The sequence below is a fragment of the Cupriavidus sp. FW305-3-2-15-C-LB2 genome, assembly GCF_058787575.1.
Genome location: NZ_JBYSZW010000050.1, coordinates 1 through 23,348, shown reverse-complemented (window position 1 = coordinate 23,348; position 23,348 = coordinate 1). Strand labels below are relative to the sequence as shown.

The following is a 23,348-nucleotide window of genomic DNA, read 5'->3' as shown; positions in this document are numbered from 1 at the left end:
GACGACACCACCATCATGCAAACCGGCCAATTCGCCCAGCGGCTCACCGAGGCCCTCGGCGCCGACACCGTCCTGACCAACCCCGACGACATCGCCCCGTGGCTGTCCGACTGGCGCGGCATCTACCGCGGCCAGGCCCAGGCCGTGCTGCGGCCGCGCACCGTGGACGAAGTCTCGCGCGCCCTGGCGTTGTGCCAGCAGGCCGCGGTGCCGGTGGTGCCGCGCGGCGGCAATACCGGCCTGTGCGGCGGCGCCACGCCCGATGCGCAGGCGCAGAACGTGGTGCTGAGCCTGGACCGCATGAACGCGGTGCGCTCGCTCGACACCATCGCCAACACCATGGTTGCAGAGGCCGGCTGCATCCTCGGCAACCTGCGCCGCGCGGCGCAAGACGCCAACCGGCTGCTGCCGCTGTCGCTGGCCGCCGAAGACTCATGCCAGATCGGCGGCAACCTTGCGACCAATGCCGGCGGCGTGAACGTGGTGCGCTATGGCATGGCGCGCGAACTGGTGCTGGGCGTGGAAGCGGTGCTGCCCAACGGCGAGGTCTTCCATGGCCTGCGCACGCTGCGCAAGGACAATACCGGCTATGACCTGAAGCAGCTGCTGGTCGGCTCCGAAGGTACGCTCGGCGTAATCACCGCGGCCGCGCTGCGGCTGTTCCCGCGTACCGACACGCGCAGTGTGGTGCTGGCGGCGGTGGCCTCGCCGGCGCAGTCGCTGGCACTCTATGAACTGCTGTTTGAACAATGCGGCGCGCGCCTGCAGGCGTTCGAATTCTTTACCGGCGATTGCCTGGACTTGGTGCTCACGCACGCAGAGGGCGTGCAGGAGCCGTTCGCGCAACGCTACCCCGCCTACGTATTGGTGGAACTGGCCGACACCACGGACGAAGATGCGCTGAACGCGCTGCTCGAACGCGTTATCGGCGAAGCGCTGGAGCGCGAGCTGTGCCTCGATGCAGCCGTGTCTGCCTCGCTCGCACAATTGCAGGCGCTGTGGAAACTGCGCGAGGAAATCTCCGAGGCGCAGCGCGCCGACGGCCCGCACCTGAAGCACGACATCTCGCTCCCGATCGAGCAGATTCCGGCCTTCATGACCTCGATGGAAACGCGGCTGCGTGGGCTCGATCCCGCCATCCGGCCCTTTATCTTCGGGCACTTCGGCGACGGCAACCTGCACTACAACCTGTCGCGCCCGGCCGGCGCGCCCAAGGACTGGGCGGCCACGCAAGGCGATGCGGTGACCGACGCGGTGCTGGACGAAGTGATGCGCTACGGCGGCAGCATCAGCGCCGAGCATGGCATCGGCCAGCTCAAGCGCCATGCCTTCCTGACCATGAAGGACCCGCTGGAACTGCGGCTGATGCGCGAGATCAAGGCCGTGTTCGACCCGGCCGGGATCATGAACCCAGGCAAGCTGCTCTGACGGCCGCGGCCGCCAGAACGAAAAACGCGCCGTGGCACGGCGCGTTTTTTCCCGGTCAGGCGTTCCGTATCAGATGCCGCGCGACTGTTGCGAGGCCAGGATCGCGTGCGCGCCGCCCGGAGCCTGCGTCAGGTTCGGCGACGACGGGAAACCACGCTGCGGCGACGATGGCGACGGCGCATGCTCCAGCCAGTCCTTGACGCGGTTGGCATCGGCAAAGCGCGACAGCTTGCCGGCCGAGTCCAGGAACACCATCACCACGTTGCGGCCCTGGACCTTGGCCTGCATCACCAGGCACTGGCCGGCCTCGGAGATAAAGCCGGTCTTCTGCAGGCCGATCTCCCAGTTGCCGCCGCGCACCAGGCGGTTAGTGCTGACGTAGTGCTGGGTGCGGCCCAGCACGTTGACCTCATGCTCGGTCTGCGTCGAGAACTCGCGGATGGTCGGGTTGCGATACGCCGCGTTGACCATGCGCACCAGGTCCGTCGCGCTCGACACATTGCTGCTCGACAGCCCGCTGGAATCGACGAAGTGGCTGTCGTTCATGCCCAGCTCGCGGGCCTTGCGGTTCATCGCCTGGACAAAGGCCGGCAGGCCGCCCGGGTAGTTGCGGCCCAGCGCCGACGCGGCGCGGTTCTCGGACGACATCAGCGCCAGCAGCAGCAATTCCTGGCGCGTCAGCTGCGTACCAAAGCGCAGGCGCGAGCCGCTGTGCTTTTCGGTGTCGCGGTCTTCCTCGGAGATGGTCAGCACTTCGTCCATCGGCAGGCGGGCGTCCATCACCACCAGCGCGGTCATCAGCTTGGTGATCGAAGCGATCGGCAGCACCGCACTGGCGTTCTTCTGGAACAGCACCTCGTTGGAATTCTGGTCCATCACCAGTGCCACGCTGGAGCGCAGTGCCAGCGCGTCGTCAGTGTCACGCAAGCCCATGGCTTCGCCCAGCGACGGCTTGGCCGGGGTGAAGGCGGCGCGCACGGGTGCGGCACGCTGGGCTACGATGGTATGGCGCTTGCCATTTTTCAGCACCACCACTTTGCGTGTGCTGCTTGCTTCGCGCTTGGCGACCTTGCCGCTACGCGAGCTCTTGGCAACAATCTTCGAAGCACCCTTTTTCTCGGCGTTAACCGATTTTGCCTGCTTTTTCGACGTTTTTTGGGTAGTTGCGGACTTGGTGGCCGCTTCGGCCACAGGTGCCGCGACCATCGACACCGATACCAGGACCGCGGTGGCAACAGCGGACAGGGGTGCGGAGCCGAAGAATCTGGAAAAAATGGAATCAGACCGGAACATGATTCGTTCAGCGCATAGGAATGGCGCTAGTGTAGGAAAGAAAGAAATTGTTAGCAAGATTAAAGACTTACAGACGCTCCTTAAAGTTCGATTTGCAAACATTTCCACATTGCGGAAAAAGCAACCAAAAGGTCACGTTTGCATGCGAACCGCCTCTGGCTTGCCCCAGGCGTACCCGGGTTCACCTTGCTGCCCCTTGGAACACTCCCAGCCAATACACGGACGTCGTCTTGTATATCGGCACTCATCGTTACACATTGATACAAACTTTTCTCAAACTTTGCTATGAGAGGAAACGCGCGAACCCGCTGACCGGCTCACGTTCCGTGGTCAGCTGGTTCTCGATCGCTTCCGGGTCGGCAAAACCCAGTGACATGCCGCATACCACCATTTCCTCCGGTGGCAGCCGCAGGTGGCTGCCAATAATCTTGTGGAACTGCGTGAACGCCGCCTGCGGACAGGTATCAAGCCCGCGCGCCCGGGCGGCGACCATGATGCTTTGCAGGAACATGCCGTAGTCCAGCCAGCTGCCCTGCTCCATGATGCGGTCGATGGTGAAGATCATCCCCACCGGCGCATCGAAGAAACGGAAATTGCGCGCGTGCTGCTCATGCATGCGCGCCTTGTCTTCGCGGCTGATCTCAAGCAGCCCGTACAGGTCCCAGCCCACCTTGCGCCGCCGCGACAAGTAGGGGTCGGCCCACTCGCGCGGGTAGTACGGATACTCTTCCAGGTACTTGCTGTCGCGCTCGGGGTCTTCGTAGGCGCCCAGCACATCGGCGCACAGCTTGGCCTTCGCCTCGCCGGACAGCACATAGACGCGCCACGGCTGCGTATTGGTGCCCGACGGCGCACGGCTGGCTACGGCCAGGATTTCCTCGACGGTCCGGCGCGGCACCTGCGTATCGAGAAAGGCCCGCACCGAACGCCGCGTCAGGATCGCGCGATCCACGCAGTCCACGGCATCCTGCGAACCGAATTGCACCTCGTGGGACATCTTGTTCATCTCCTGTTGCCCCGTTCTTACCCTTGCCCGCCCGTCACCGCGTCGGCCATCACCAACGGCAGCAGCGCCTCGCGCAGCGGCTCCGGCAACGGCACCGGCCGGCGCGTGGCGCGATCGACATAGACGTGGATGAAATGCCCCTGCGCGGCGGCAGTCTCGTTGTCGCCGCTGAACAGCCCGACCTCATAGCGCACGCTCGACGTGCCCAGTCTTGCCACGCGCAGGCCGGCCACCACGGTCTCGGGAAAGCTCAGCGACGAGAAGTAGTTGCACTGCGTCTCGATCACCAGCCCGATCGTGTCGCCCGACGTGACATCGAGCACGCCCTGCCGGATCAGGTAGGTATTCACCACGGTATCAAAGTAACTGTAGTAGACAACGTTGTTAACGTGGCCATAGACATCGTTATCCATCCAACGCGTGGTGATCGGCTGGAAGTACGGATAGGCACTGCGCGACTCGGCTTGCGGTTTCATGAGACGTGGACGGGACAGGATGGGATAGGAATATTCTGAAGTAGCCGCATACGCGACACTACCGGCGGATGACAAGTGCGACACCAAGCGCCGCGAGCACCATGCCGGCAGCGGCCAGCGGCGGAAAGCGCTCACCGAAGAGCAGCCACGCCATCACCGCGGTAGTGGGCGGCGTCAGGTACATCAGGCTCGACACCTTGGTGGCTGCGCCCCGCCGGATCAGCAGGAACAGCAGCGAGATGGCGCCGATCGACAGCGCCACCACCGACCACGCCATGGCACCAAGCATCGCGGCACTCCACTGCACCGCGCGGGTCTCGAACAGGAACATGAACGGCACGCACGCAAGTGCCGCCGCGGCGAACTGGATCACCGAGCCCATGCGCAGGTCGAACACCGGGCAGAAGTGCTTCTGGTAGACCGTGCCGACGGTGATGCTGAGCAAGGCGCCACCCGCCAGTGCCAGGCTTGCCGGCGTGAGTCCGCTGGCACCCAGCTTGTTGGCCACCACCAGCGCCACGCCGGCGATGCCGAGCAGCAGGCCCAGCCACGCGCGCGCGCCGATGCGCTCACCCATGCGCGTGGCGATCAGCGCGGTCAGGATCGGCTGCATGCCGACGATCAGCGCCGATACGCCGGCAGGCATGCCAAGCTTGATCGCAGCCCAGACGCCACCCAGGTAGCCCGTCTGCAGCAACAGCCCCGCTACGGCGATATGGCCGACCGCGGACCAGTCCGTTTGCGCCTTGCCCGGCAGGCGCGGCAGCGGCACGCGCGCCAGCAGCACGAATGGCACCATCAGCACCACCACGCCGGCAAAGCGCAGGAACAGGAAGGTCATCGGCTCCGCGTACGGCATGCCGTATTTGGCAACGATAAAGCCGGTGCTCCAGATCAGAACGAACAGCCACGGCATCGACGCCACCCACAGCGTGGCGCGGGCGCTTGACGCTGCTGCGCCGCCTTGCTCCATCACGCCGCTCATGTGGCCAGCAGCGCCTGTGCATGGCGCGCGTGATATTGTGCGGCCAGGCTTACGGTCTGCGCGTGGACCGCAACCGTGTCCTCGATCTGGTTGCCGTAGCCGCCCGCCATCGCCACCGCCACCGGCAACTGGCGTGCATGCGCGGCATCGAACACCAGCCGGTCGCGCCGTGCCAGGCCCGCCAGGGTCAGCCTGAGCCGCCCGAGGCGATCGCCCTCATGCGGATCGGCGCCGGCCAGGTAGATGATCAGCTCGGGATCGAAGCGGCTGAACAGCGTGTCCAGCGCCGCCTGCAGCGCCTGCGCATAGGTATCGTCGTCGCAGCCGTCCGGCAGGCCGACGTCCAGGTCGCTGGCCTCTTTGCGGAACGGATAGTTCTTCTCGCCATGCAGCGACAACGTGAACACGGACGGATCGCCTTGCAGGATCGACGCGGTGCCGTTGCCCTGGTGCACATCCAGGTCGACCACGGCCACGCGGCGCACGGCGCCATCGCGCTGCAGCACGCGCGCCGCAATCGCGGCATCGTTGAACACGCAGAAGCCGCCGCCCTTGTCGGCATACGCATGGTGGGTGCCGCCCGCCAGGTTCACGGCAATGCCTTCGCGCAGCGCCGTCCGGCAGGCCTCGATGGTGGCGCCTGCGGAGCGCCGCGAGCGTTCCACCATGGCCTCGGACCACGGGAAGCCGATCTCGCGCTGGCGCGCCGCGTCGAGGGTGCCGGCTGACGCGGCCTGCACGTACCCGGGCGTGTGCGCCAGCAACAAGGCATCGTCGCCCGCGCGCGGCGCCTCAACCAGGCGCAGCCCCGGCACCTGCGCCGCGACGGCATCGCGCAGCATGCTGTACTTGCGCATCGGGAAACGGTGCCCGGGTGGCAGTGGCAGCACAAAATGGTCGGCATAGAAAGCGAGCATGGAAGTGGCCTGGGCGGTTCTGTTCACGTCTTTGTTGGTTCCCGGCGCGGCCATCCGTGCGGGCGCGGGCAATCCGCGATGGTAGCACCCCTGCATGGCCCTCGCCGGAGCGCCCCGGAGTGGCGTCACAGCCGCTCCCGTGTATCGCCAGCAACGTTGTTTGTGCATTGCACAAAATCCACTTGACATTGGATCTGGCGCCCCTAAAATAGGAATTGTTGCGGCGCACCAAATAAGAAATGCGCCTTGACCCACCCACACGCCTGGGCTGGCCGAATCGGGCACAACACCGTCACGGCCCTGACATCTAGGCGGCTTAATTTGCTAGACCTTGAAGTTCACCACTGGAGACCAGCAATGATCCTCACCCCGGAACAAGTTGCAGCAGCGCAAAAGGCCAACCTCGAAACGCTGTTCGGCCTGACCACCAAGGCGTTTGAAGGCGTCGAAAAGCTCGTCGAGCTGAACCTGCAGGTCGTCAAGACTTCGTTCGCAGAAGGCGTTGACAACGCCAAGAAGGCGCTGTCGGCCAAGGACGCACAGGAACTGCTGGCCATCCAGGCCGCAGCCGTGCAGCCGGTTGCCGAAAAGACCCTGGCCTACACCCGCCACCTGTATGAAATCGCTTCGGAAACCCAGAGCGAGTTCACCAAGGTAGCCGAGGCTCAACTGGCCGAAGGCTCGAAGAACGTGCAAGCGCTGGTCGAGAACCTCGCCAAGAACGCCCCGGCCGGTTCGGAATCGACCGTGGCCATCGTGAAGTCGGCGATCTCCGCTGCCAACAACGCCTACGAGTCGGTGCAGAAGGCGACCAAGCAAGCGGTCGAAATCGCTGAAACCAACTTCCAGGCTGCGGCTACGGCTGCCACCAAGGCTGCCCAGCAAGCCAGCGCCACGGCCCGTACGGCCACGGCAAAGAAGACGACGGCTGCCTGATAGCTGCCTGCGTTGAAGATGGACCGGCTGCGGCCGGTCCGTTGGCAAAGCATATCGACGCCTGGCGTTTGCGGTGTGTTTTGCCAACGATGAAGGTAGTGCCCTGACTGAGTTGCATCGGTGCTGCCTTGTCCGCCGATGTCTCCTCGGTACCGCGGTCTCCTTGTCCAAAGGTATCGTTAAACCCGACCTCTACAGGTCGGGCTTTTTTTTGCTCTTCACCTTGGCTTTTTGCCGCTTTGCGCGGCATCGGCAAACGCTAGCGGTCCCGCTCGTGCTGCGACAGGACCCATAGCATGGTTCCGACGGCCTCGGCCTGGGATCGCGCGCAGGTCTTGTCGAAGATGGCCCGCAGCTGCGTGCGCACGGTGGCCAGGGAAACTCCGGCAAGGGCTGCGTACTCGTCGGGGGTTTTGCCGCTGATCAACGCTTCGGCCACTGCCGCCTCGGCAACCGACAGCCTGAACGCCTGCTGCAGCGCCTTCGCGGCGACCATCGGCGCCGAGCCACGCCGCCTGGCAGTCAGCAGCAGCGTTGCCTCACCAAATGCCGCGCGCGTATCGTGCCCCGGCAGGCACGCGATACAGACGAAGATTTCGGGCGGCGCGCCCGCCGTGGTCCGCAGCGCCAGGCTCTCCGCCTTGCGTGTCTTTTCCACGCGGGCCATGGCGGCTTTCATGCCTTCGTTCTCCGCGGCGCTGCTGGCCGCGAGCCGGCCATGCTCGAGCCGCAGGCAAGTGGTGGCGCGCAATATGGCTTCGCCAGCGTGGTTGGCAAACATCACCCGCCCACGCCGGTCGAGCGCGAACACGGCCAGGCCGAGTTGCGCCATCAGTTCGGTGCCCACGGCGGCATCGCGATGCAGGACCCGGGCGTCCTGCCAGAGGTTGATGGCACGCTGCAGGTGTCCGGCCATGCCGGCCGCGGCGACGCGTTCCTGCATGGTGTAGGGCGGCCGGCCCTTGGCCCTGATCAACCCCAGCAGGATATCGTCGCTGCCGGGCCGGGCCAGCCGCAGGCCCATCAGGTAACGCAAGCCCGATGGCAACTGGTAATCCTGGAAAAACTCGCTGCGAGCAATATCCTGCTCACTGAGGTAATCCTGACAGCAGACCAACTCGCCAATGCCGGCCTTTTCGACAAAACTGCGACGCGGATCGAGTGCGCCGTAATACTGGTCGTAGCGCTGCACCACCGTATCCAAATCGACATCGGGCGTATAGATGGAAAGGTGGGGCGCATTGCGCAATACATCCCAGCTGAACATGTGGAATACATTGGCGCCCACGCTTTCGGCGACGCTTTGAAAAACGTCCAGGAAGCCCTCCTGCCGCAGCGCAGCCTCATAGAGGTCCCCGATAAGGTGTTCCTTTTCCGTCTTCAATTACCCGCTCCCCAAGGGCATTATTCATCAGGCGCTTAATTGATGTTCTGCGGCGCCGACAGTCTCTTACGGACCGGCATCAGCTTTGCATAAAGCGCGACCGAATGAGTGCCCCTCGCATTGGGGGTATTTCAAAGTTTCATCCAAATGAATGATGCGGCGCGCCCGGGCGATTCCGGAAAATCCCGCCAGCCAGGCGAATTGAAATCGACCCGCAGCACAAGAAAGCTCGCCCGAGGTTTGGGGATAAACGGGAATCAACTGTTGTATTGCATTGGGCGCTTTTCCTGAATTTCCTGGCCAATCAGGCGGCATCGGTCTTCGACCTGCCTGATGGTTTGCAGTCCATCACAGCAATAACCGGGGAAATCATGAAGCTCACACCTGTTGCGCTCGGCATCGCCGTGTTCGCATTGTCGGCTTGCGGCGGCGGCGACTCGTCCGACAGCGGCGCCGGCACCACTACTACCACCACGACGCCGCCTGTCACGTCGACACCCGCCAAGCAGACCGTCACTGGCGTCGCGGCCACCGGCGCAGCCATGCAGGGCGCCACCGTGACCCTGACCGACGCCGCCGGCAAGTCCGTCAGTTGCCCGGCGGACGCCACTACCGGCTCGTTCCAGTGTGATGTGACGGGACTCGCCGCGCCCTTTGTGCTGGCGGCCACCGGCAATGTCGCGGATTCGCAGGCCACGCTGATCAGCCTGAGCGCCACCGCGGGCACACAGACCATCAACATCACGCCGCTGACCAACGCGATTGCGGCAACCATCGTCGGCGACAACCCGACCAAGCTGCTTGCCGATACCGGCCTGCTGCAGTCGAAGATCACCGCGTCGGCGATCAGCACCACCGTGAAGGCCTACTCGGATGCGCTAGCCGACCTGCTGAGCGCCACCGGCAACGCCGGCGTGGACCTCATCTCCGGCCCGCTGACGGCGGGGGCGCCCGGCCTGGACCGCCTGCTCGACCAGTTGAAGGTCAACGTGCTGCCGGACGGTGCCGTGCAGCTCTCATCGGTGCCCGGCGCCTCCAGCGATACGCCTGCCCTGCTCCAGCTGGCACCCGGCGTGGCGCCGACAGCCAGCGATGCTGCGAGCCTGCCGAGCGTCGCTACCATCGGCGGGGTACCGGTACCCGTATCCGCCCTCCCGGCGGCCAGCAACCTGGCAGCGCTGCAAGCCGCCTTCAACCAATGCTTCGGTGGCAGCTCGACGGCCACCGCCCGCCTGAATGGCGAGGTAGCCGCGTGCGGCAAGATCTTCGTCGATGACGTGGATTCCGGCGTGCGGCAAGCCGGCGTGCCCTCGGCCTACCTGAACAACGGCGCGAGTGCCGAGAGGGAGTTCGCGCAGGGCGGCAGCGCGCCCGGTATCTTCGCCGACGACATGATGAACGGCGCCGCCTTCAGCCTGCCGGAAGTCATCCGCGTGCAGGCAACAGACAAGCTCTGGATCAAGCTGTCGTGGACCCGCACCGACGGCCTGCGCGACGGCACCCAGGCGATCGTGCAGGTGGCGCTGCAAGACAGCGCCCGCACCAACGACGACAACGGCTGGCGCATGGTCGGCAACCAGCGCAAGGTGCTGACCCGCGTCGGCGCCCTTGCCCAGAAATGGGACTGGCTGAATCCGGCAAAGGCGACCGCGGGCACCAACGCCTTTGTGAGTTCGCTGAGCCTGCAAGTCGCCAACGTCGACAACCAAGGGGTGCCGGTCGATTTCGCCATCGTGAAGGGGCCGGGCTTGCGCAACGGCATCTTCCTGCAGCCGGTGGCCCAAGGCGGGGTCTGCGATACGCTGAACATCCGCGCACAGCTCGGCGCCTCGCAGACGCCGACCCAGGCCGCATCGCTTGGCCGCCTGACCTCCTGCCGCAGCAGCTACCGGCTCGCGGGCGTGGCACAGGACGTGTCGGCGCAAGCGCAGCTCGCCTGGCCGGTCGGCAACGCGGCCTGGGCCAGCCCGCAACTGAGCAGCGCGGAAATTGCCGCGATCACGCCGTTCAGTGTCTACACCTTTGACATCTACCAGGGCGGCAATACCACCACGCCGGCGTACACGTACCAGGTCAGGTTGCGCACCCCGCCGCCGGCGCCGGAATCGCTGCGCCAGTATGCGTGGCAACAGGTCAGCCAGAGCGTGCGCGACTTGATCACGCCGACCTCCGCCACCGCATTCACGGGCGGCCCGACCTTCCCGGTCAGCTGGACTTCCGCCTCGGGCGTGCCCTTCGTCAAGCGGAGCAACGTGCAGGTCCGCTCCACCGTCGGCGCCACGCCTACGGTCTTCGTCAGCGGGTCGGCACAGGCCAGGCCGGTGGCCCCGGGCACGACAGTCACGCTGGACGTGCGGGGCGACCAGGGCACGGCCTTCCCCTCCGTTGCCGCGGCAACCGGCACAAACGACTCGTCGTTCGTCAACGTGACGTGGTCGGACGCCTTCGACCTGTCTTTCAACCACAGCGTCGAATACAACCACTGAAAGGCTGCGTGCTGCCACGCCCCGGGGAAGCGCCATGCTTCCTCTCGGCGTGGTTTTTTTGTTCTTCACCTTTCCATCAGGTTGGTCCCGGTGAACAGCGGCCGTGGGCCCCGAGCATGCATGCCGGCCTATTCTCCGATGCGCACAGGAATTCGCCGCCGCCCGAACTGACGCTCAAAATTCCCGAAACGTCCCGCAATCTGTGCAAAGCAGTCCGGGCAAGTTCCCGTGGGAGTCAGGCGATAGCTTTCGATCGCGTGCCAGTCGCGCACGATGAGCTGCGCGCGGCAAGCGGGGCAATGGGTGGTGGCACCGGCGGTGTCGTGCACGTTGCCGGTGTAGACGTAATGCAGTCCCTCCGCCAGCGCGTGCTTGCGGGCGCGCGCAAGGGTGGAACATGGTGTCGGCGGCACGTCGCGCATCTTGTAGTCCGGATGGAATGCGGTGAAGTGCAGCGGCACGTCGGGACCAAGCTCCCTGGCGATCCACCGGGCCTCGGCGCGAATCTCGTCATCGCTGTCGTTCTTGCCGGGAATGAGCAGCGTCGTGATCTCGAGCCAGACATCGGTTTCGTGCTTCAGGTACTGGAGCGTCTCCAGTACCGGCTGCAGGTGCGCCCCGGTGAAGGCAACATAGAACGCGTCGCTGAAGCCTTTCAGGTCGACGTTTGCCGCATCCATCCTGGCGTAGAAATCACGCCGCGCCTCGGCGCCCATATATCCTGCGGTCACCGCCACCGTCCTGATGCCCAGTTGGTGGCAGGCATCGGCTACGTCCATGGCGTACTCGGCGAAGATCACCGGGTCGTTGTAGGTGAAGGCCACGCTTTTGCAACCGTGCGCCGCCGCCGATGCGGCGATCGCTTCGGGCATGGCCGCATCGGCCAGGGTCTCCATCTCGCGCGATTTACTGATATCCCAGTTCTGGCAGAACTTGCAGGCCAGATTGCAGCCGGCTGTGCCGAACGACAGGACGGCGGAGCCCGGGTAGAAGTGGTTGAGCGGCTTCTTTTCGATCGGGTCGATGCAGAAGCCCGACGAGCGGCCATAGGCGGTCAGCACCATCCGATCGCCGACCCGCTGGCGCACGAAGCAAGCGCCGCGCTGCTCGCCATGCAGGCGGCAGTGGCGCGGGCACAGGTCGCATTGCATGCGGCCGTCATCCAGGAAATGCCAGTAGCGGCCGGCATAGCTCCCTGAACCGGGCACATCCTTCATGAATGGTCCTTGTGCGGCTTGCTGATCACGGTTACCGACAATACATCCAGGTCGAAGAACGGGCTGTCAGCCGGAGGCGGAGGCAATCCGGCACCCCATCCGGCGATGGCATGCTTGATGTACTCTGCCATCTGCTCGTCGGCAACGTCCCTGGGCTGGTCGATCATCACGACATAGCGGCGAGTGCTCATGGCAGATCCTTTATGGCGCCCATGACAGGCAACCATGGTGGCATCACGAACGTATCCGGTGTCATCAATGCCGGCGACCCCATTCACGCGACGTCTAGCGATAGACCAGCACCGGAATCTTGCTGTGGGTCAGTACCTTCAGGGTTTCGCTGCCGATCAACAGCGCCTTCACACCCCGGCGCCCATGAGACGCCATGACAATCAGGTCACAATCGTTTTCTTCTGCAGCCTTGATGATGGCATCGTAGGGATGATCGTCGACCACGCTGCTGGTGTCGCAGGGCACGCCTGCCGCGGCGGCCTCTCGCGCGATGCCGTCGAGGTATTTCGATGCGTCCTCGAGGACAGCCTCTTCGAACTGCTCTCGCGTGTCGGTGAGCATTTCGGTGTGGTAAGTCGTGACGTGGAAATCCGGGCAGGCGCGCAGCGCCGTAATGCTGGCCTGCGTCTCCTGCGCGAACTCCAGTGCCTTGCGAAAGGCCGCTTCGGCCAGAGCGGAGCCATCCACCGCAACAAGAAGATGCCTGAACACGTCGTGCCTCCTTGTCAGCTGAACGGTAGCCACCGGGGGCCACCGGATCCCGCCAGCAGACATCCGGCAGCGATCGGCCGCGCGCGAGTATGCAGCGCCGGCCTCGGTCGCCTTGGGGTGCATGGCGGCTGAATTCAGTATAGGCAGCGAAGGTCTTGCACCGCTCCTGTCGCAATCTGCACATTGGCTGCCGACGCGAGCGGTACTGGCAGGCAGACCTCGCGGACGCCGGCAAATTCTGGCGGTTAATTGCATAATTGGCAATGAGAAAGCCCGCCTGGGCGGGCGGGCTTTCTCGCTTGCAGCGAACGGCGCTCAGCGCTTGCGCGGCGGCGGCACGTCAGTACACGTGCCTTCATAGATCTCCGCCGCCATGCCGATCGATTCACCCAGCGTCGGGTGCGGATGGATGGTCTTGCCGATATCCACCGCATCGGCGCCCATCTCGATCGCCAGGCAGACCTCGCTGATCAGGTCGCCTGCATGCGTGCCGACGATGCCGCCGCCGATCACGCGATGGGTTTCCTCGTCGAAGATCAGCTTGGTGAAGCCTTCGTCGCGGCCGTTGGCGATGGCGCGGCCCGATGCCGCCCAGGGGAACACGCCCTTGCTGTACTTGACCCCCTTCTCCTTGCACTCGTCTTCGGTCAGGCCGGCCCAGGCCACTTCCGGATCGGTGAAGGCCACCGACGGGATCTGCTTGGCATCGAAGTAAGCCTTCTCGCCATGCGCGGCCTCAGCGGCAACGTGGGCTTCATGCACCGCCTTGTGCGCCAGCATCGGCTGGCCGACGATATCGCCGATCGCAAAGATATGCGGCACATTGGTGCGCATCTGCTTGTCGACGTTGATAAAGCCGCGCTCGCTCACGGCCACGCCGGCCTTCTCTGCGCTGATGCGCTTGCCGTTGGGCGAGCGGCCCACCGACACCAGCACCAGGTCGTAGCGCTGTGGCTCGGCCGGCGCGGCCTCGCCTTCGAACTTGACGTAGATGCCGTCCGGTTTGGCTTCCACGCCGACGGTTTTGGTCTTCAGCATGACCTTGCCGAAGCGGTCCTTGTTCTTCTTTTCCCAGACCTTGACCAGGTCGCGGTCAGCACCGTTCATCAGGCCGTCGAGCATTTCCACGACATCGATGTCGGCACCCAGCGTGCTGTACACCGTGGCCATTTCCAGGCCGATGATGCCGCCGCCGATGACCAGCATCTTGTTGGGCACTTCGGGCAGCTCCAGCGCGCCGGTCGAGTCGACGATGCGCGGATCTTCCGGGATGAACGGCAGTTTCACCGCCTGGCTGCCGGCAGCGATGATGGCCTTCTCGAAGCGGATCACGGTCTTCTTGCCGGTGCTGCGCTTGCCCTCGCCTTCGGTCAGCTCGACCTCCATGTGATGCGGGTCGAGGAAGTTGCCGATGCCGCGCACCACCTGCACCTTGCGCGCCTTGGCCATGCCGGCCAGGCCGCCGGTGAGCTTGCCGACCACCTGGTTCTTGTAGTGGCGCAGGCCGTCCAGGTCGATCTTGGCTTCGCCGAACAGGATGCCGTGGGCGGCCAGCGCCTTGGCTTCGTCGATCACGGCGGCGTTGTGCAGCAGCGCCTTGGACGGGATGCAGCCCACGTTCAGGCAGACGCCGCCAAGCGTGCTGTAGCGCTCCACCAGCACGGTATTCATGCCCAGGTCTGCGGCGCGGAAGGCGGCCGAGTAGCCGCCGGGGCCGGCGCCCAGCACCAGCATCTCGCACTGGATATCGGCGCCACCGCTGTGGCTGGCGGCAGCAGGAGCCGGTGCCGGAGCCGCCGCCGCGGGTGCGGGAGCCTGCGCCGGTGCCGGAGCTTGCGCGGGCGCCGGGGCGGCCGCGGCCTGCTGGGCCTCGATGGTGCAGATCACCGCGCCCTGGCCGACCTTGTCGCCGACCTTGACCTTGACCTCAACCACCTTGCCGGCGGCCGACGACGGCACGTCCATGCTGGCCTTGTCGGATTCCAGCACGATCAGGGACTGTTCCACCTCGACCGTGTCGCCGGCCTTGACCAGCACCTCGATCACTTCCACCGCGTCGAAATCGCCGATATCCGGCACCTTGACTTCGATCACACTCATGTTTGCTCCTCTATGCGCGCCCGCCTCTCGGCTTCAGGGCGCGCCGTCGTTGTTGGTTGCCGCGCTGTCGGGTGCCGTACTGCCGGTTGCCGGATTGCCGCCCGTGGCACCGCCAGCCGGCGGTGCCGGCGCGGTGTCACCCTCGTGCAGCCGCACGGTGTGCACCTCGATCGGCCCCGCCGAACTCTTGTCGAACTCCACGCCCGCATCGACGCCGATGCGCGCGATCTCGCCCGCATCCAGGTCCGACCGGTCATAGACCGCATGCATCGCGCCCAGCGCGTAGTTGCGGCCCGAGCCGATACCCCAGAAGCGGTCGAACGAAAACACCTCGCGGTACGAGTAGACGCCGAAGATGCCCGCCGGATTGGCGATCAGGCATACGATCTGCGACGACTCGTAGGGATCGTCCTCGTCTTCCTTGGTGTTGACGAAGTAGTCCGACTTCAGCTTCTCATGCACCTTCAGGAAGGTGCGGAACACGTCATCGCGCGAGCCCAGCCGGCACTCTTCGCCAAGCCCCGCCAGCAGCGTGCGCATGACCGGGAAGTGCGCGGTGGTCCCGGCCAGCGCGATGAAGCCGTCGCCTACCGGGAACACCTTCTGGTTGCGCTCGTAGGCGCGCGACAGGCGCGTGTCGCCAAAGGTCACCAGCGCGTCTGCCGCGATGGCCACCTCGGCGCCCTTCCTGACGACCACGCAGGTAGTCATGGCTCGCTCCCGGTTGCGCGTGGTGCGCCGGGCAGGCCAGGCCGTCGGCCTGGCCTGCACGGCGCAACCCCGCTTACAGCAGGATGCGGCGGAAATCCGCCAGCAGTTGCCCGAAGTACGTGTTGAAGCGCGCCGCTTCGGCACCGTCGATGACGCGGTGGTCCCACGACAGCGACAGCGGCAGCGTCAGGCGCGGCGCGAACTGCTTGCCGTCCCACACGGGCTTCTGGTACGACTTGCACACGCCCATGATGGCCACTTCCGGCGCGTTGATGATCGGCGTGAAGTATGTGCCGCCGAGGCCGCCCAGCGAAGAGATCGAGAAGCAGCCGCCCTGCATCTGGTCCGGCTTGAGCTTGCCGTCGCGGGCCAGCTTGGCGAGCTCGCTCATTTCCTGGCTGATCTCCAGCACGCCCTTCTTGTCGGCGTCCTTGATCACCGGCACGACCAGGCCGTTCGGGGTGTCGGCGGCAAAACCGATGTTGAAGTACTTCTTCAGCACCAGGTTGTCACCATCGAGCGACGCGTTGAAGTTCGGGAACTTCTTCAGCGCCGCCACCGTGGCCTTGATCATGAACGCCAGCATCGTCACCTTGATGCCGGACTTCTCGTTTTCCTTGTTCAGCTGCAGGCGGAAGGCTTCCAGCTCGGTGATGTCCGCTTCGTCATGGTTGGTGACGTGCGGGATCATGACCCAGTTGCGGTGCAGGTTGGCACCCGAGATCTTCTTGATGCGCGACAGCGCCTTGCTTTCGACCTCGCCGAAGCGGGTGAAATCGACCTTCGGCCACGGCAGCAGGCCGAGCTCGCCACCACCGGCGCCAGCCGCGGCGGCCTGTGCGGGCGCGGCGGCCTGGCCGCTCATCACGCCCTTGACGTAGCCCTGCACGTCTTCCTGGGTGATACGGCCCTTGGGGCCGGTGCCCGGCACGCGCGACACGTCCACGCCCAGCTCGCGTGCGAACTTGCGCACCGAGGGGCTGGCGTGGGCGGCCTTGCCGGTTACGCCAGCGGCGGCCGGCGCGGCAGCAGGTGCTGCGGCCGGTGCCGGGGCGGCGGCTGCGGGGGCCGGTGCCGGTGCCGGTGCGGGCGCGCTGGCAGCCGGGGCCGGAGCCGGAGCCGCGGCGGCAGCTGCCGGGGCGGCGGCTGCGGCGGCGCCTTCCAGGATCAGCAGCAGCGTGCCTTCGGCGACGTTGTCACCGACCTTGACCTTGACTTCCTTGACCACGCCGCCTTGCGGCGACGGCACGTCCATGGTGGCCTTGTCGGACTCCAGCGTCACCACGGCGTCTTCGGCGTTGATGGTGTCGCCCGCCTTGACGTGGACTTCGATGACCGGCACGGCGTCGTAGTCGCCGATATCGGGCACCTTGACTTCGATGGTGCCGCCACCGCCAGCGGCCGGGGCCGCGGCTGGGGCTGCTGCGGGGGCAGGAGCCGGTGCGGGGGCTGCGGCGGCCGGCGCCGGTGCTGCGGCAGCAGGGGCAGGTGCGGCGGCGGCGGGCTCGTTGGCCGCCTCCAGCATCACCAGCACCGAGCCTTCGGACACGTTGTCGCCCACCTTGATGCGGACGTCCTTGACCACGCCGGCCTGCGGCGAGGGCACGTCCATGGTGGCCTTGTCCGATTCCAGCGTCACCAGCGCGTCTTCCGCGTTGATGCTGTCGCCGGGTTTCACATGCACTTCGATGACGGGAACGGCGTCATAGTCGCCGATATCCGGCACCTTGATTTCAATCGCTTGACTCATTCAGTGTCTCCTGGGCAGGCCGGCACGCGCGACATCCGCAAGCGGCGAGATTACCTTCGCCGCCCGCTTCTGTCACGCCGCCATGCCGCAAGGCGCCGTCCGGGCTCTGGCCGGGGCGCCCGCGGCACGGCGTTGCCGTACTGCGGGGGTTGGTGCTGGCTGCCGGATCAGACCGACATCGGGTTGGGCTTGTTCGGGTCGAGGTTGTACTTCTTGATGGCCTCGGCAACCTTGTCGCGGCCGATCGCACCCTCGTCGGCCAGCGCCTTGAGCGCGGCCAGCGTGACCCAGTAGCGATCCACTTCAAAGAAGTGGCGCAGCTTCTCGCGCGTGTCCGAGCGGCCGAAGCCGTCGGTGCCCAGCACCACGTAGCGGCGCGGCACGAACGGACGGATCTGCTCGGCAAACGCACGCACGTAGTCGGTGGAGGCGATCACCGGGCCGCGGGCCGACTTCAGGCTCTTGGCCACGTGCGATTCGCGCGGGGTCTCGGTCGGGTGCAGCAGGTTGAAGCGCTCGACGTCGTGGCCTTCGCGGGCCAGTTCGGTGAAGCTCGGGCAGCCCCACAGGTCCGACTCCACGCCCCAGTCCTTCTTGAGCAGGTCGGCAGCGGCGATCACCTCGCGGAAGATCGTGCCCGAGCCCAGCAGCTGCACGCGCGGCGCGTTGCTGTTCTCGACGCCCTTGCGGAACTGGTACATGCCCTTGACGATGTCCTGCTCCACGCCAGCCGGCATTTCCGGATGCTCGTAGTTCTCGTTCATCACCGTCAGGTAGTAGTAGACGTCTTCCTGCTCGGCGTACATGCGGCGCAGGCCGTCCTGCATGACCACCGCCAGTTCGTACTGGAAGGTCGGGTCGTACGAGATGCAGTTCGGGATCGCGGCGTGGAACACGTGCGAGTGGCCGTCTTCATGCTGCAGGCCTTCGCCGTTCAGCGTGGTGCGGCCGGCGGTGCCGCCCAGCAGGAAGCCGCGCGAGCGCATGTCGGCAGCGGCCCAGCACAGGTCGCCGATACGCTGGATGCCGAACATCGAGTAGTAGATGTAGAACGGGATCATCTGCACGCCGTGCGTCGAGTACGACGTGGCGGCCGCGATCCAGTCGCACATGGCGCCGGCTTCGTTGATGCCTTCCTGCAGCACCTGGCCAGTCTGCGATTCCTTGTAGAACATCAGCTGGTCATGGTCTTCCGGCACGTACTTCTGGCCTTCCTGGTTCCAGATGCCGACCTGGCGGAACAGGCCTTCCATGCCGAAGGTGCGCGACTCGTCCGGCACGATGGGCACCACGTGCTTGCCGATCTGCTTGTCTTTCAGCAGCGTGTTCAGGATCCGCACGAAGGCCATGGTGGTGGACACTTCGCGGCCTTCGCCGGTGGCCTTCAGCAGCGCGTCGAACGCGGACAGCTGCGGGACCGGCAGCGCTTCGGCCTTCTGGCGGCGGGCCGGCAGGTAGCCGCCCAGGTTCAGGCGCGCCTGGCGCATGTATTCCAGTTCCTTCGAACCTTCCGGGAAGGTGATGTACGGCACATCTTCCAGCTGGTCGTCGGCAACGGGGAGATTGAACTGGTCGCGGAACTTGCGGATCGCGTCCACCGGCATCTTCTTCTGCTGGTGGGCCACGTTCATGGCCTGGCCGGCGTCGCCCATGCCATAGCCCTTGATGGTCTTGGCCAGGATCAGCGTGGGCTGGCCCTTGTGCTCGCTGGCGGCCTTGTAGGCGGCGTAGATCTTGTGCGGATCGTGGCCGCCGCGGTTCAGGCGCCAGATGTCGTCGTCGGACCAGTCGGCCACCATCGCCTTCAGCTCAGGCGTGTTGAAGAAGTGCTCGCGGACATAGGCGCCGTCCTTGGCCTTCATGGTCTGGTACTCGCCGTCGACGCATTCCATCATGCGCTTCATCAGCAGGCCCTTGGTGTCGCGCGCCAGCAGCGAATCCCACTTGCTGCCCCACACCACCTTGATCACGTTCCAGCCGGCACCGCGGAATTCGGATTCCAGTTCCTGGATGATCTTGCCGTTGCCGCGCACCGGGCCATCCAGGCGCTGCAGGTTGCAGTTGATGACGAAGACCAGGTTGTCGAGCTTCTCGCGGCCGGCCATGCCGATCGCACCCAGCGATTCCGGCTCGTCGGTCTCGCCGTCGCCCAGGAAGGCCCAGACCTTGCGGTCGCCGGCCTTGGCCAGGCCGCGGCTGTCCAGGTACTTCATGAAGCGGGCCTGGTAGATGGCCATGATCGGGCCCAGGCCCATCGACACCGTCGGGAACTGCCAGAAGTCCGGCATCAGCCACGGGTGCGGGTAGGACGAGATGCCCTTGCCGTCCACCTCCTGGCGGAAGTTGTCGAGCTGGTCCTGGGTCAGGCGGCCGAGCAGGAAGGCGCGCGAATACACGCCCGGAGCCGAGTGGCCCTGCACGAACACCAGGTCGCCGCCGCCGGCTTCCGACGGGGCGCGCCAGAAGTGGTTGTAGCCGACGTCATACAGCGTGGCCGCCGAGGCGAACGACGAGATGTGGCCGCCGACGTTGGTGTGCTTGTTGGCGCGCAGCACCATCGCCATGGCGTTCCAGCGGGTGTACGAGCGGATCCGGTGCTCGATGTCCTGGTCGCCGGGGATGCGGGCCTGCTGCTCGACCGGAATCGTGTTGATGTACTGCGTCTCGGCGTGGAACGGCTGGGTCACGCCGTTCACGCGTGCGTATTCGATCTGCTTGTCGATCAGGAAAGCGGCGCGCGCCGGACCTTCGGCGGCCAGGACGCCCTGCAGGGCGTCGAGCCATTCATGGGTTTCCTGGGGATCGGCGTCGTTGGCGCTCGAGGCGCCGAGAATCTGCTCTGGTACGGCGGACATGACTGTCTCCTGGGTGAATTCTTTGCATCCGCGCCCGCGCTGGCAGCGCCCGGACACGACTTTACGTATGACTCGCACCGACTTGCGGATCCGGCACCATGCCGCCTTGCATCGGGGCCGCCGCCGGGAAACCTGTTCCGGTTTCTCCGCGCGGCAGGCGCATGGCTGCCGCCCGCATTCTTGGGTCGAACCGATTCTATGGAAGCCCAAAGTCCAGCACAAGTGAAATTTTCAAATTGCGGTATCGTTTTTTATAATGTGGAATTATGCGGCGGCGCACCAAGAATCACTGCCCGGCTGCCCCGCCATGCGCCATAAGCCTGCCCGCCCCGGCCGCAGCAGCAATGTTTTCATTGGCGCTTTCCCCAAGCGACGCACCGCAATAATCTCGGTACACTGGTCGGTCAGCCGTCAATCCCTCCCATGCCGTTTTTCGACCGACTCCTTTCCAGCCTGCGTGCAGCCATGCTTCCTCCCGACGCGTCGGGGTCAGCCAAGGCGGCCGGAGGCGATCCCGCGCACGCCCCTTCGCCGGCTGCCGGACTGGGGCCGATCGAGGCGCTGGGCCCCGACGACGGCGCCCCCGTGGCCGCACCGCGCGGGCTGTGGTGGCTGCGCTGGCGCAACCTGGTGGCCACCAGCTGGTTCATGTTCATCCCGCTGGTTGCCATCGTGCTGTTCACGGTGGCCATGGGCGTGATCCTGTGGTCCCTGCACGAGACCGAGCGCCAGCAGCAGCGCGACGCCCTGTACCGCGACGCCGCCTGGGCGCAGCAGCGCGTGCGCCTGTCCCTGCTGAGCAACCAGGACCAGCTGGCCTCGCTGGCGCGCGACATCGCCGCCGCGCAGCTTGAGCAAGGCGCCTACCGCACCGCGGCGCAGGAAATCCTGCGCGAAAACCCCGAGATCGTTTTCATCAACTGGCTCGATGCCACCAAGCGCGGCCGCTGGTCGTTGCCATCGACCTCGGAATTCGCCAGCCGCCTGCGCGAGAACCAGGACCAGCCGCTCGAACCGGAAGTGCTCGACACCTTCGACGCCGCGCGCGAGACCCAGCGAGTGGTCTATTCGCGCCCGCTGGTCAACGAGCGCGGCGACAGCTTCATGCTGATGGAAGTGCCGATCGTGCGCGACAACGAGTTCCTCGGCACGCTCGGCGCGCTGTACTCGATCAACGGCATCCTGACGCACCTGCTGCCGCCCGAGCTGACCGAGCGCTACCGCTTCTCGCTGATCGACAAGAACAACCAGACCCGCGCCAGCACCTCATTGCGGCCGGTGCCGGGCAACGCGCTGTCGTACGAGGTGCTGCTGGATCCGCCGGGCCACTCGCTGTCGCTGCGCGCCGATGCTTACCCGCCGGCGTCGAACCTGCCCAACAACATGCTGCTGTGGCTGGTGGTGGGGCTGTCGTGCTTCCTGCTGTGGAGCCTGTGGAGCATGTGGCGCCACACCAGCCGCCGCTCCGAGGCGCAGCGCGCGCTGCTGGCCGAGACCTCGTTCCGGCGCGCGATGGAAAACTCGATGCTGATCGGCCTGCGCGCGCTCGACCTGAACGGCCGCATCACCTATGTCAACCCGGCCTTCTGCCGCATGACCGGCTGGCAGGAGAACGACCTGGTCGGGCGCCTGCCGCCCTTCCCCTACTGGCCGCCCAACGACCAGCAGGAGATGCAGAAGCAGATCGACCTGACGCTGCAGGGCAAGTCGCCCGCCGGCGGCTACGAGATGCGCGTGATGCGCCGCGACGGCAGCAGCTTCTACGCGCGCATGTACGTGTCGCCGCTGGTGGACAGCCGCGGCCGCCATACTGGCTGGATGAGCTCGATGACGGACATCACCGAGCCCAAGCGCGCGCGCGAGGAACTGGCCGCGGCGCATGACCGCTTCACCACGGTGCTGGAAAGCCTGGATGCCGCGGTGTCGGTGCTGGCCACCGACAAGGCGGAGCTGCTCTTTGCCAACCGCTATTACCGCCAGCTGTTCGGCTGGGAGGCCGAGGGCCACCTCAAGCTGGCCGGCGACGACCTCGACAAGGACCAGGTCTCCAGCGACAACACCGACTATGTCGACGCCTATGCCGGCCTGCCGGCGTCCGAGCTGATGCCGTACGCATCGGACGCGCGCGAAGTGTTCGTGCCGGACATGCAGAAATGGTTCGAAGTGCGCCGCCGCTATATCCAGTGGGTCGACGGCCACCTGGCGCAGATGCAGATCGCCACCGATATCACGGTGCGCAAGGCCGCCGAGGAAATGGCGCGCCAGCATGAAGAGCGCCTGCAGTTCACCAGCCGCCTGACCACCATGGGCGAGATGGCCTCGTCGCTGGCGCATGAGCTGAACCAGCCGCTGGCGGCCATCAACAACTACTGCATGGGCGCGGTGGCGCGGCTGCACTCGGGCCGCAGCACGCCGGAGGACCTGATCCCGGTGCTGGAGAAGACCTCGGCCCAGGCGGTGCGCGCCGGCACCATCATCAGCCGCATCCGCGGCTTCGTGAAGCGCAGCCAGCCGCAGCGGCGCGAGGCCGCGCTGCACGACATCGTCGCCGACGCGGTAGGCCTGGCCGACCTGGAGGCCACGCGCCGCCGCGTCACCATCCTGACCCGCCTGCCGACCCCGCCGCTGACGGTCTATGTCGACCCGGTGCTGATCGAGCAGGTGCTGGTGAACCTGCTCAAGAACGCGGTCGAGGCCATGGCCGGCCTGCCCGCCCTGCACGCCGGCGGCGTGGTGCGCCTGCACGCGCGGGTGGAGCCGGGCGAGATTGGCGACAGCGTCCATATCGACGTGATCGACCAGGGCCCGGGCGTGGACGAAGCCACCAAGGAGCGCCTGTTCGAGCCCTTCTTCAGCACCAAGTCCGACGGCATGGGCATGGGGCTGAACATCTGCCGCTCGATCATCGAGTCGCACCAGGGCCGCCTGTGGGTGGAGAACAATGCCGACGGCATCGGCTGTACATTTAAAATCATGCTGCCGCTGCAATCGGCGCTGGCCGAGCATTAAGCCGAAGCACAGGCCCTGTTGCCGAGGCCTTCGCGCCCGGGCATGCCCAAGGATTCCAGAAAAAGCCCGCCC

General features: G+C 65.7%; 17 protein-coding genes. 4 read left to right on the top strand and 13 right to left on the bottom strand.

What is annotated here, in order from left to right; genetic code table 11:
* The first annotated feature begins 15 nt into the window (after nucleotides 1-15).
* The gene (locus AC3WRR_RS28085; protein ID WP_011615040.1) at nucleotides 16-1,428 is read left to right on the top strand and encodes an FAD-binding oxidoreductase; all 1,413 of its coding nucleotides are present in this window, start codon (nucleotides 16-18) and stop codon (nucleotides 1,426-1,428) included.
* A gap of 69 nt (nucleotides 1,429-1,497) precedes the next feature.
* Here AC3WRR_RS28085 and pbpG read toward each other — a convergent pair whose 3' ends face one another.
* The 5 genes from pbpG to AC3WRR_RS28060 form a co-directional block, all read right to left on the bottom strand.
* On the bottom strand, nucleotides 1,498-2,721 hold the full coding sequence (pbpG, locus tag AC3WRR_RS28080; protein WP_492298699.1) for a D-alanyl-D-alanine endopeptidase: 1,224 nt from the start codon (nucleotides 2,719-2,721) through the stop codon (nucleotides 1,498-1,500).
* A gap of 283 nt (nucleotides 2,722-3,004) precedes the next feature.
* Nucleotides 3,005-3,727, bottom strand: coding sequence for a nitroreductase (locus AC3WRR_RS28075; protein ID WP_081050391.1), 723 nt, complete (start codon nucleotides 3,725-3,727; stop codon nucleotides 3,005-3,007).
* A gap of 17 nt (nucleotides 3,728-3,744) precedes the next feature.
* Nucleotides 3,745-4,203 (bottom strand): acyl-CoA thioesterase, encoded by a 459-nt coding sequence (locus AC3WRR_RS28070; RefSeq protein ID WP_011615037.1) that lies wholly within the window; start codon nucleotides 4,201-4,203, stop codon nucleotides 3,745-3,747.
* 58 nt (nucleotides 4,204-4,261) lie between these two features.
* Complete coding sequence (locus AC3WRR_RS28065; protein WP_058698885.1) at nucleotides 4,262-5,188, bottom strand: DMT family transporter; 927 nt, start codon at nucleotides 5,186-5,188, stop codon at nucleotides 4,262-4,264.
* The gene (locus AC3WRR_RS28060) at nucleotides 5,185-6,105 is read right to left on the bottom strand and encodes a histone deacetylase family protein (protein ID WP_041687266.1); all 921 of its coding nucleotides are present in this window, start codon (nucleotides 6,103-6,105) and stop codon (nucleotides 5,185-5,187) included. The genes AC3WRR_RS28065 and AC3WRR_RS28060 overlap by 4 nt, the downstream gene beginning before the upstream one ends.
* A gap of 357 nt (nucleotides 6,106-6,462) precedes the next feature.
* Here AC3WRR_RS28060 and phaP1 point away from each other — a divergent pair, with 357 nt between their 5' ends.
* Nucleotides 6,463-7,041: a TIGR01841 family phasin PhaP1 gene (phaP1, locus tag AC3WRR_RS28055; RefSeq protein ID WP_011615034.1), complete on the top strand. Its 579-nt coding sequence runs from the start codon at nucleotides 6,463-6,465 to the stop codon at nucleotides 7,039-7,041.
* A 259-nt stretch (nucleotides 7,042-7,300) separates the two neighbouring features.
* On the opposite strand, the gene AC3WRR_RS28050 is transcribed toward phaP1, so the two are convergent.
* Nucleotides 7,301-8,425, bottom strand: coding sequence for a helix-turn-helix transcriptional regulator (locus AC3WRR_RS28050; RefSeq protein ID WP_439668731.1), 1,125 nt, complete (start codon nucleotides 8,423-8,425; stop codon nucleotides 7,301-7,303).
* A 371-nt stretch (nucleotides 8,426-8,796) separates the two neighbouring features.
* Here AC3WRR_RS28050 and AC3WRR_RS28045 point away from each other — a divergent pair, with 371 nt between their 5' ends.
* Nucleotides 8,797-10,911 (top strand): hypothetical protein, encoded by a 2,115-nt coding sequence (locus AC3WRR_RS28045; protein ID WP_058696918.1) that lies wholly within the window; start codon nucleotides 8,797-8,799, stop codon nucleotides 10,909-10,911.
* 128 nt (nucleotides 10,912-11,039) lie between these two features.
* Here the strand turns inward: AC3WRR_RS28045 and amrS are convergent, their stop codons facing one another.
* The 7 genes from amrS to aceE form a co-directional block, all read right to left on the bottom strand.
* Nucleotides 11,040-12,128, bottom strand: a complete 1,089-nt coding sequence (gene amrS, locus AC3WRR_RS28040) for an AmmeMemoRadiSam system radical SAM enzyme (RefSeq protein ID WP_058696844.1) — start codon at nucleotides 12,126-12,128, stop codon at nucleotides 11,040-11,042.
* On the bottom strand, nucleotides 12,125-12,319 hold the full coding sequence (locus tag AC3WRR_RS28035; protein WP_011615032.1) for a hypothetical protein: 195 nt from the start codon (nucleotides 12,317-12,319) through the stop codon (nucleotides 12,125-12,127). The genes amrS and AC3WRR_RS28035 overlap by 4 nt, the downstream gene beginning before the upstream one ends.
* A gap of 94 nt (nucleotides 12,320-12,413) precedes the next feature.
* Nucleotides 12,414-12,851 (bottom strand): universal stress protein, encoded by a 438-nt coding sequence (locus AC3WRR_RS28030; protein ID WP_011615031.1) that lies wholly within the window; start codon nucleotides 12,849-12,851, stop codon nucleotides 12,414-12,416.
* Between the two features lie 315 nt (nucleotides 12,852-13,166).
* Nucleotides 13,167-14,951, bottom strand: coding sequence for a dihydrolipoyl dehydrogenase (gene lpdA, locus AC3WRR_RS28025; RefSeq protein WP_492298696.1), 1,785 nt, complete (start codon nucleotides 14,949-14,951; stop codon nucleotides 13,167-13,169).
* Nucleotides 14,952-14,984: 33 nt separating this feature from the next.
* On the bottom strand, nucleotides 14,985-15,662 hold the full coding sequence (locus AC3WRR_RS28020; RefSeq protein ID WP_492298694.1) for an MFS transporter: 678 nt from the start codon (nucleotides 15,660-15,662) through the stop codon (nucleotides 14,985-14,987).
* A 73-nt stretch (nucleotides 15,663-15,735) separates the two neighbouring features.
* The gene (gene aceF / locus AC3WRR_RS28015) at nucleotides 15,736-17,412 is read right to left on the bottom strand and encodes a dihydrolipoyllysine-residue acetyltransferase (RefSeq protein ID WP_058696846.1); all 1,677 of its coding nucleotides are present in this window, start codon (nucleotides 17,410-17,412) and stop codon (nucleotides 15,736-15,738) included.
* 167 nt (nucleotides 17,413-17,579) lie between these two features.
* Nucleotides 17,580-20,267 carry a pyruvate dehydrogenase (acetyl-transferring), homodimeric type gene (gene aceE, locus AC3WRR_RS28010; RefSeq protein WP_010813072.1) on the bottom strand — a complete coding sequence of 896 codons (2,688 nt, stop codon included), beginning with the start codon at nucleotides 20,265-20,267 and terminating at the stop codon, nucleotides 17,580-17,582.
* Between the two features lie 423 nt (nucleotides 20,268-20,690).
* Between aceE and AC3WRR_RS28005 the strand changes: the two genes are divergently transcribed.
* Nucleotides 20,691-23,276, top strand: coding sequence for a PAS domain S-box protein (locus tag AC3WRR_RS28005; RefSeq protein ID WP_037024292.1), 2,586 nt, complete (start codon nucleotides 20,691-20,693; stop codon nucleotides 23,274-23,276).
* Nucleotides 23,277-23,348: the final 72 nt, after the last annotated feature.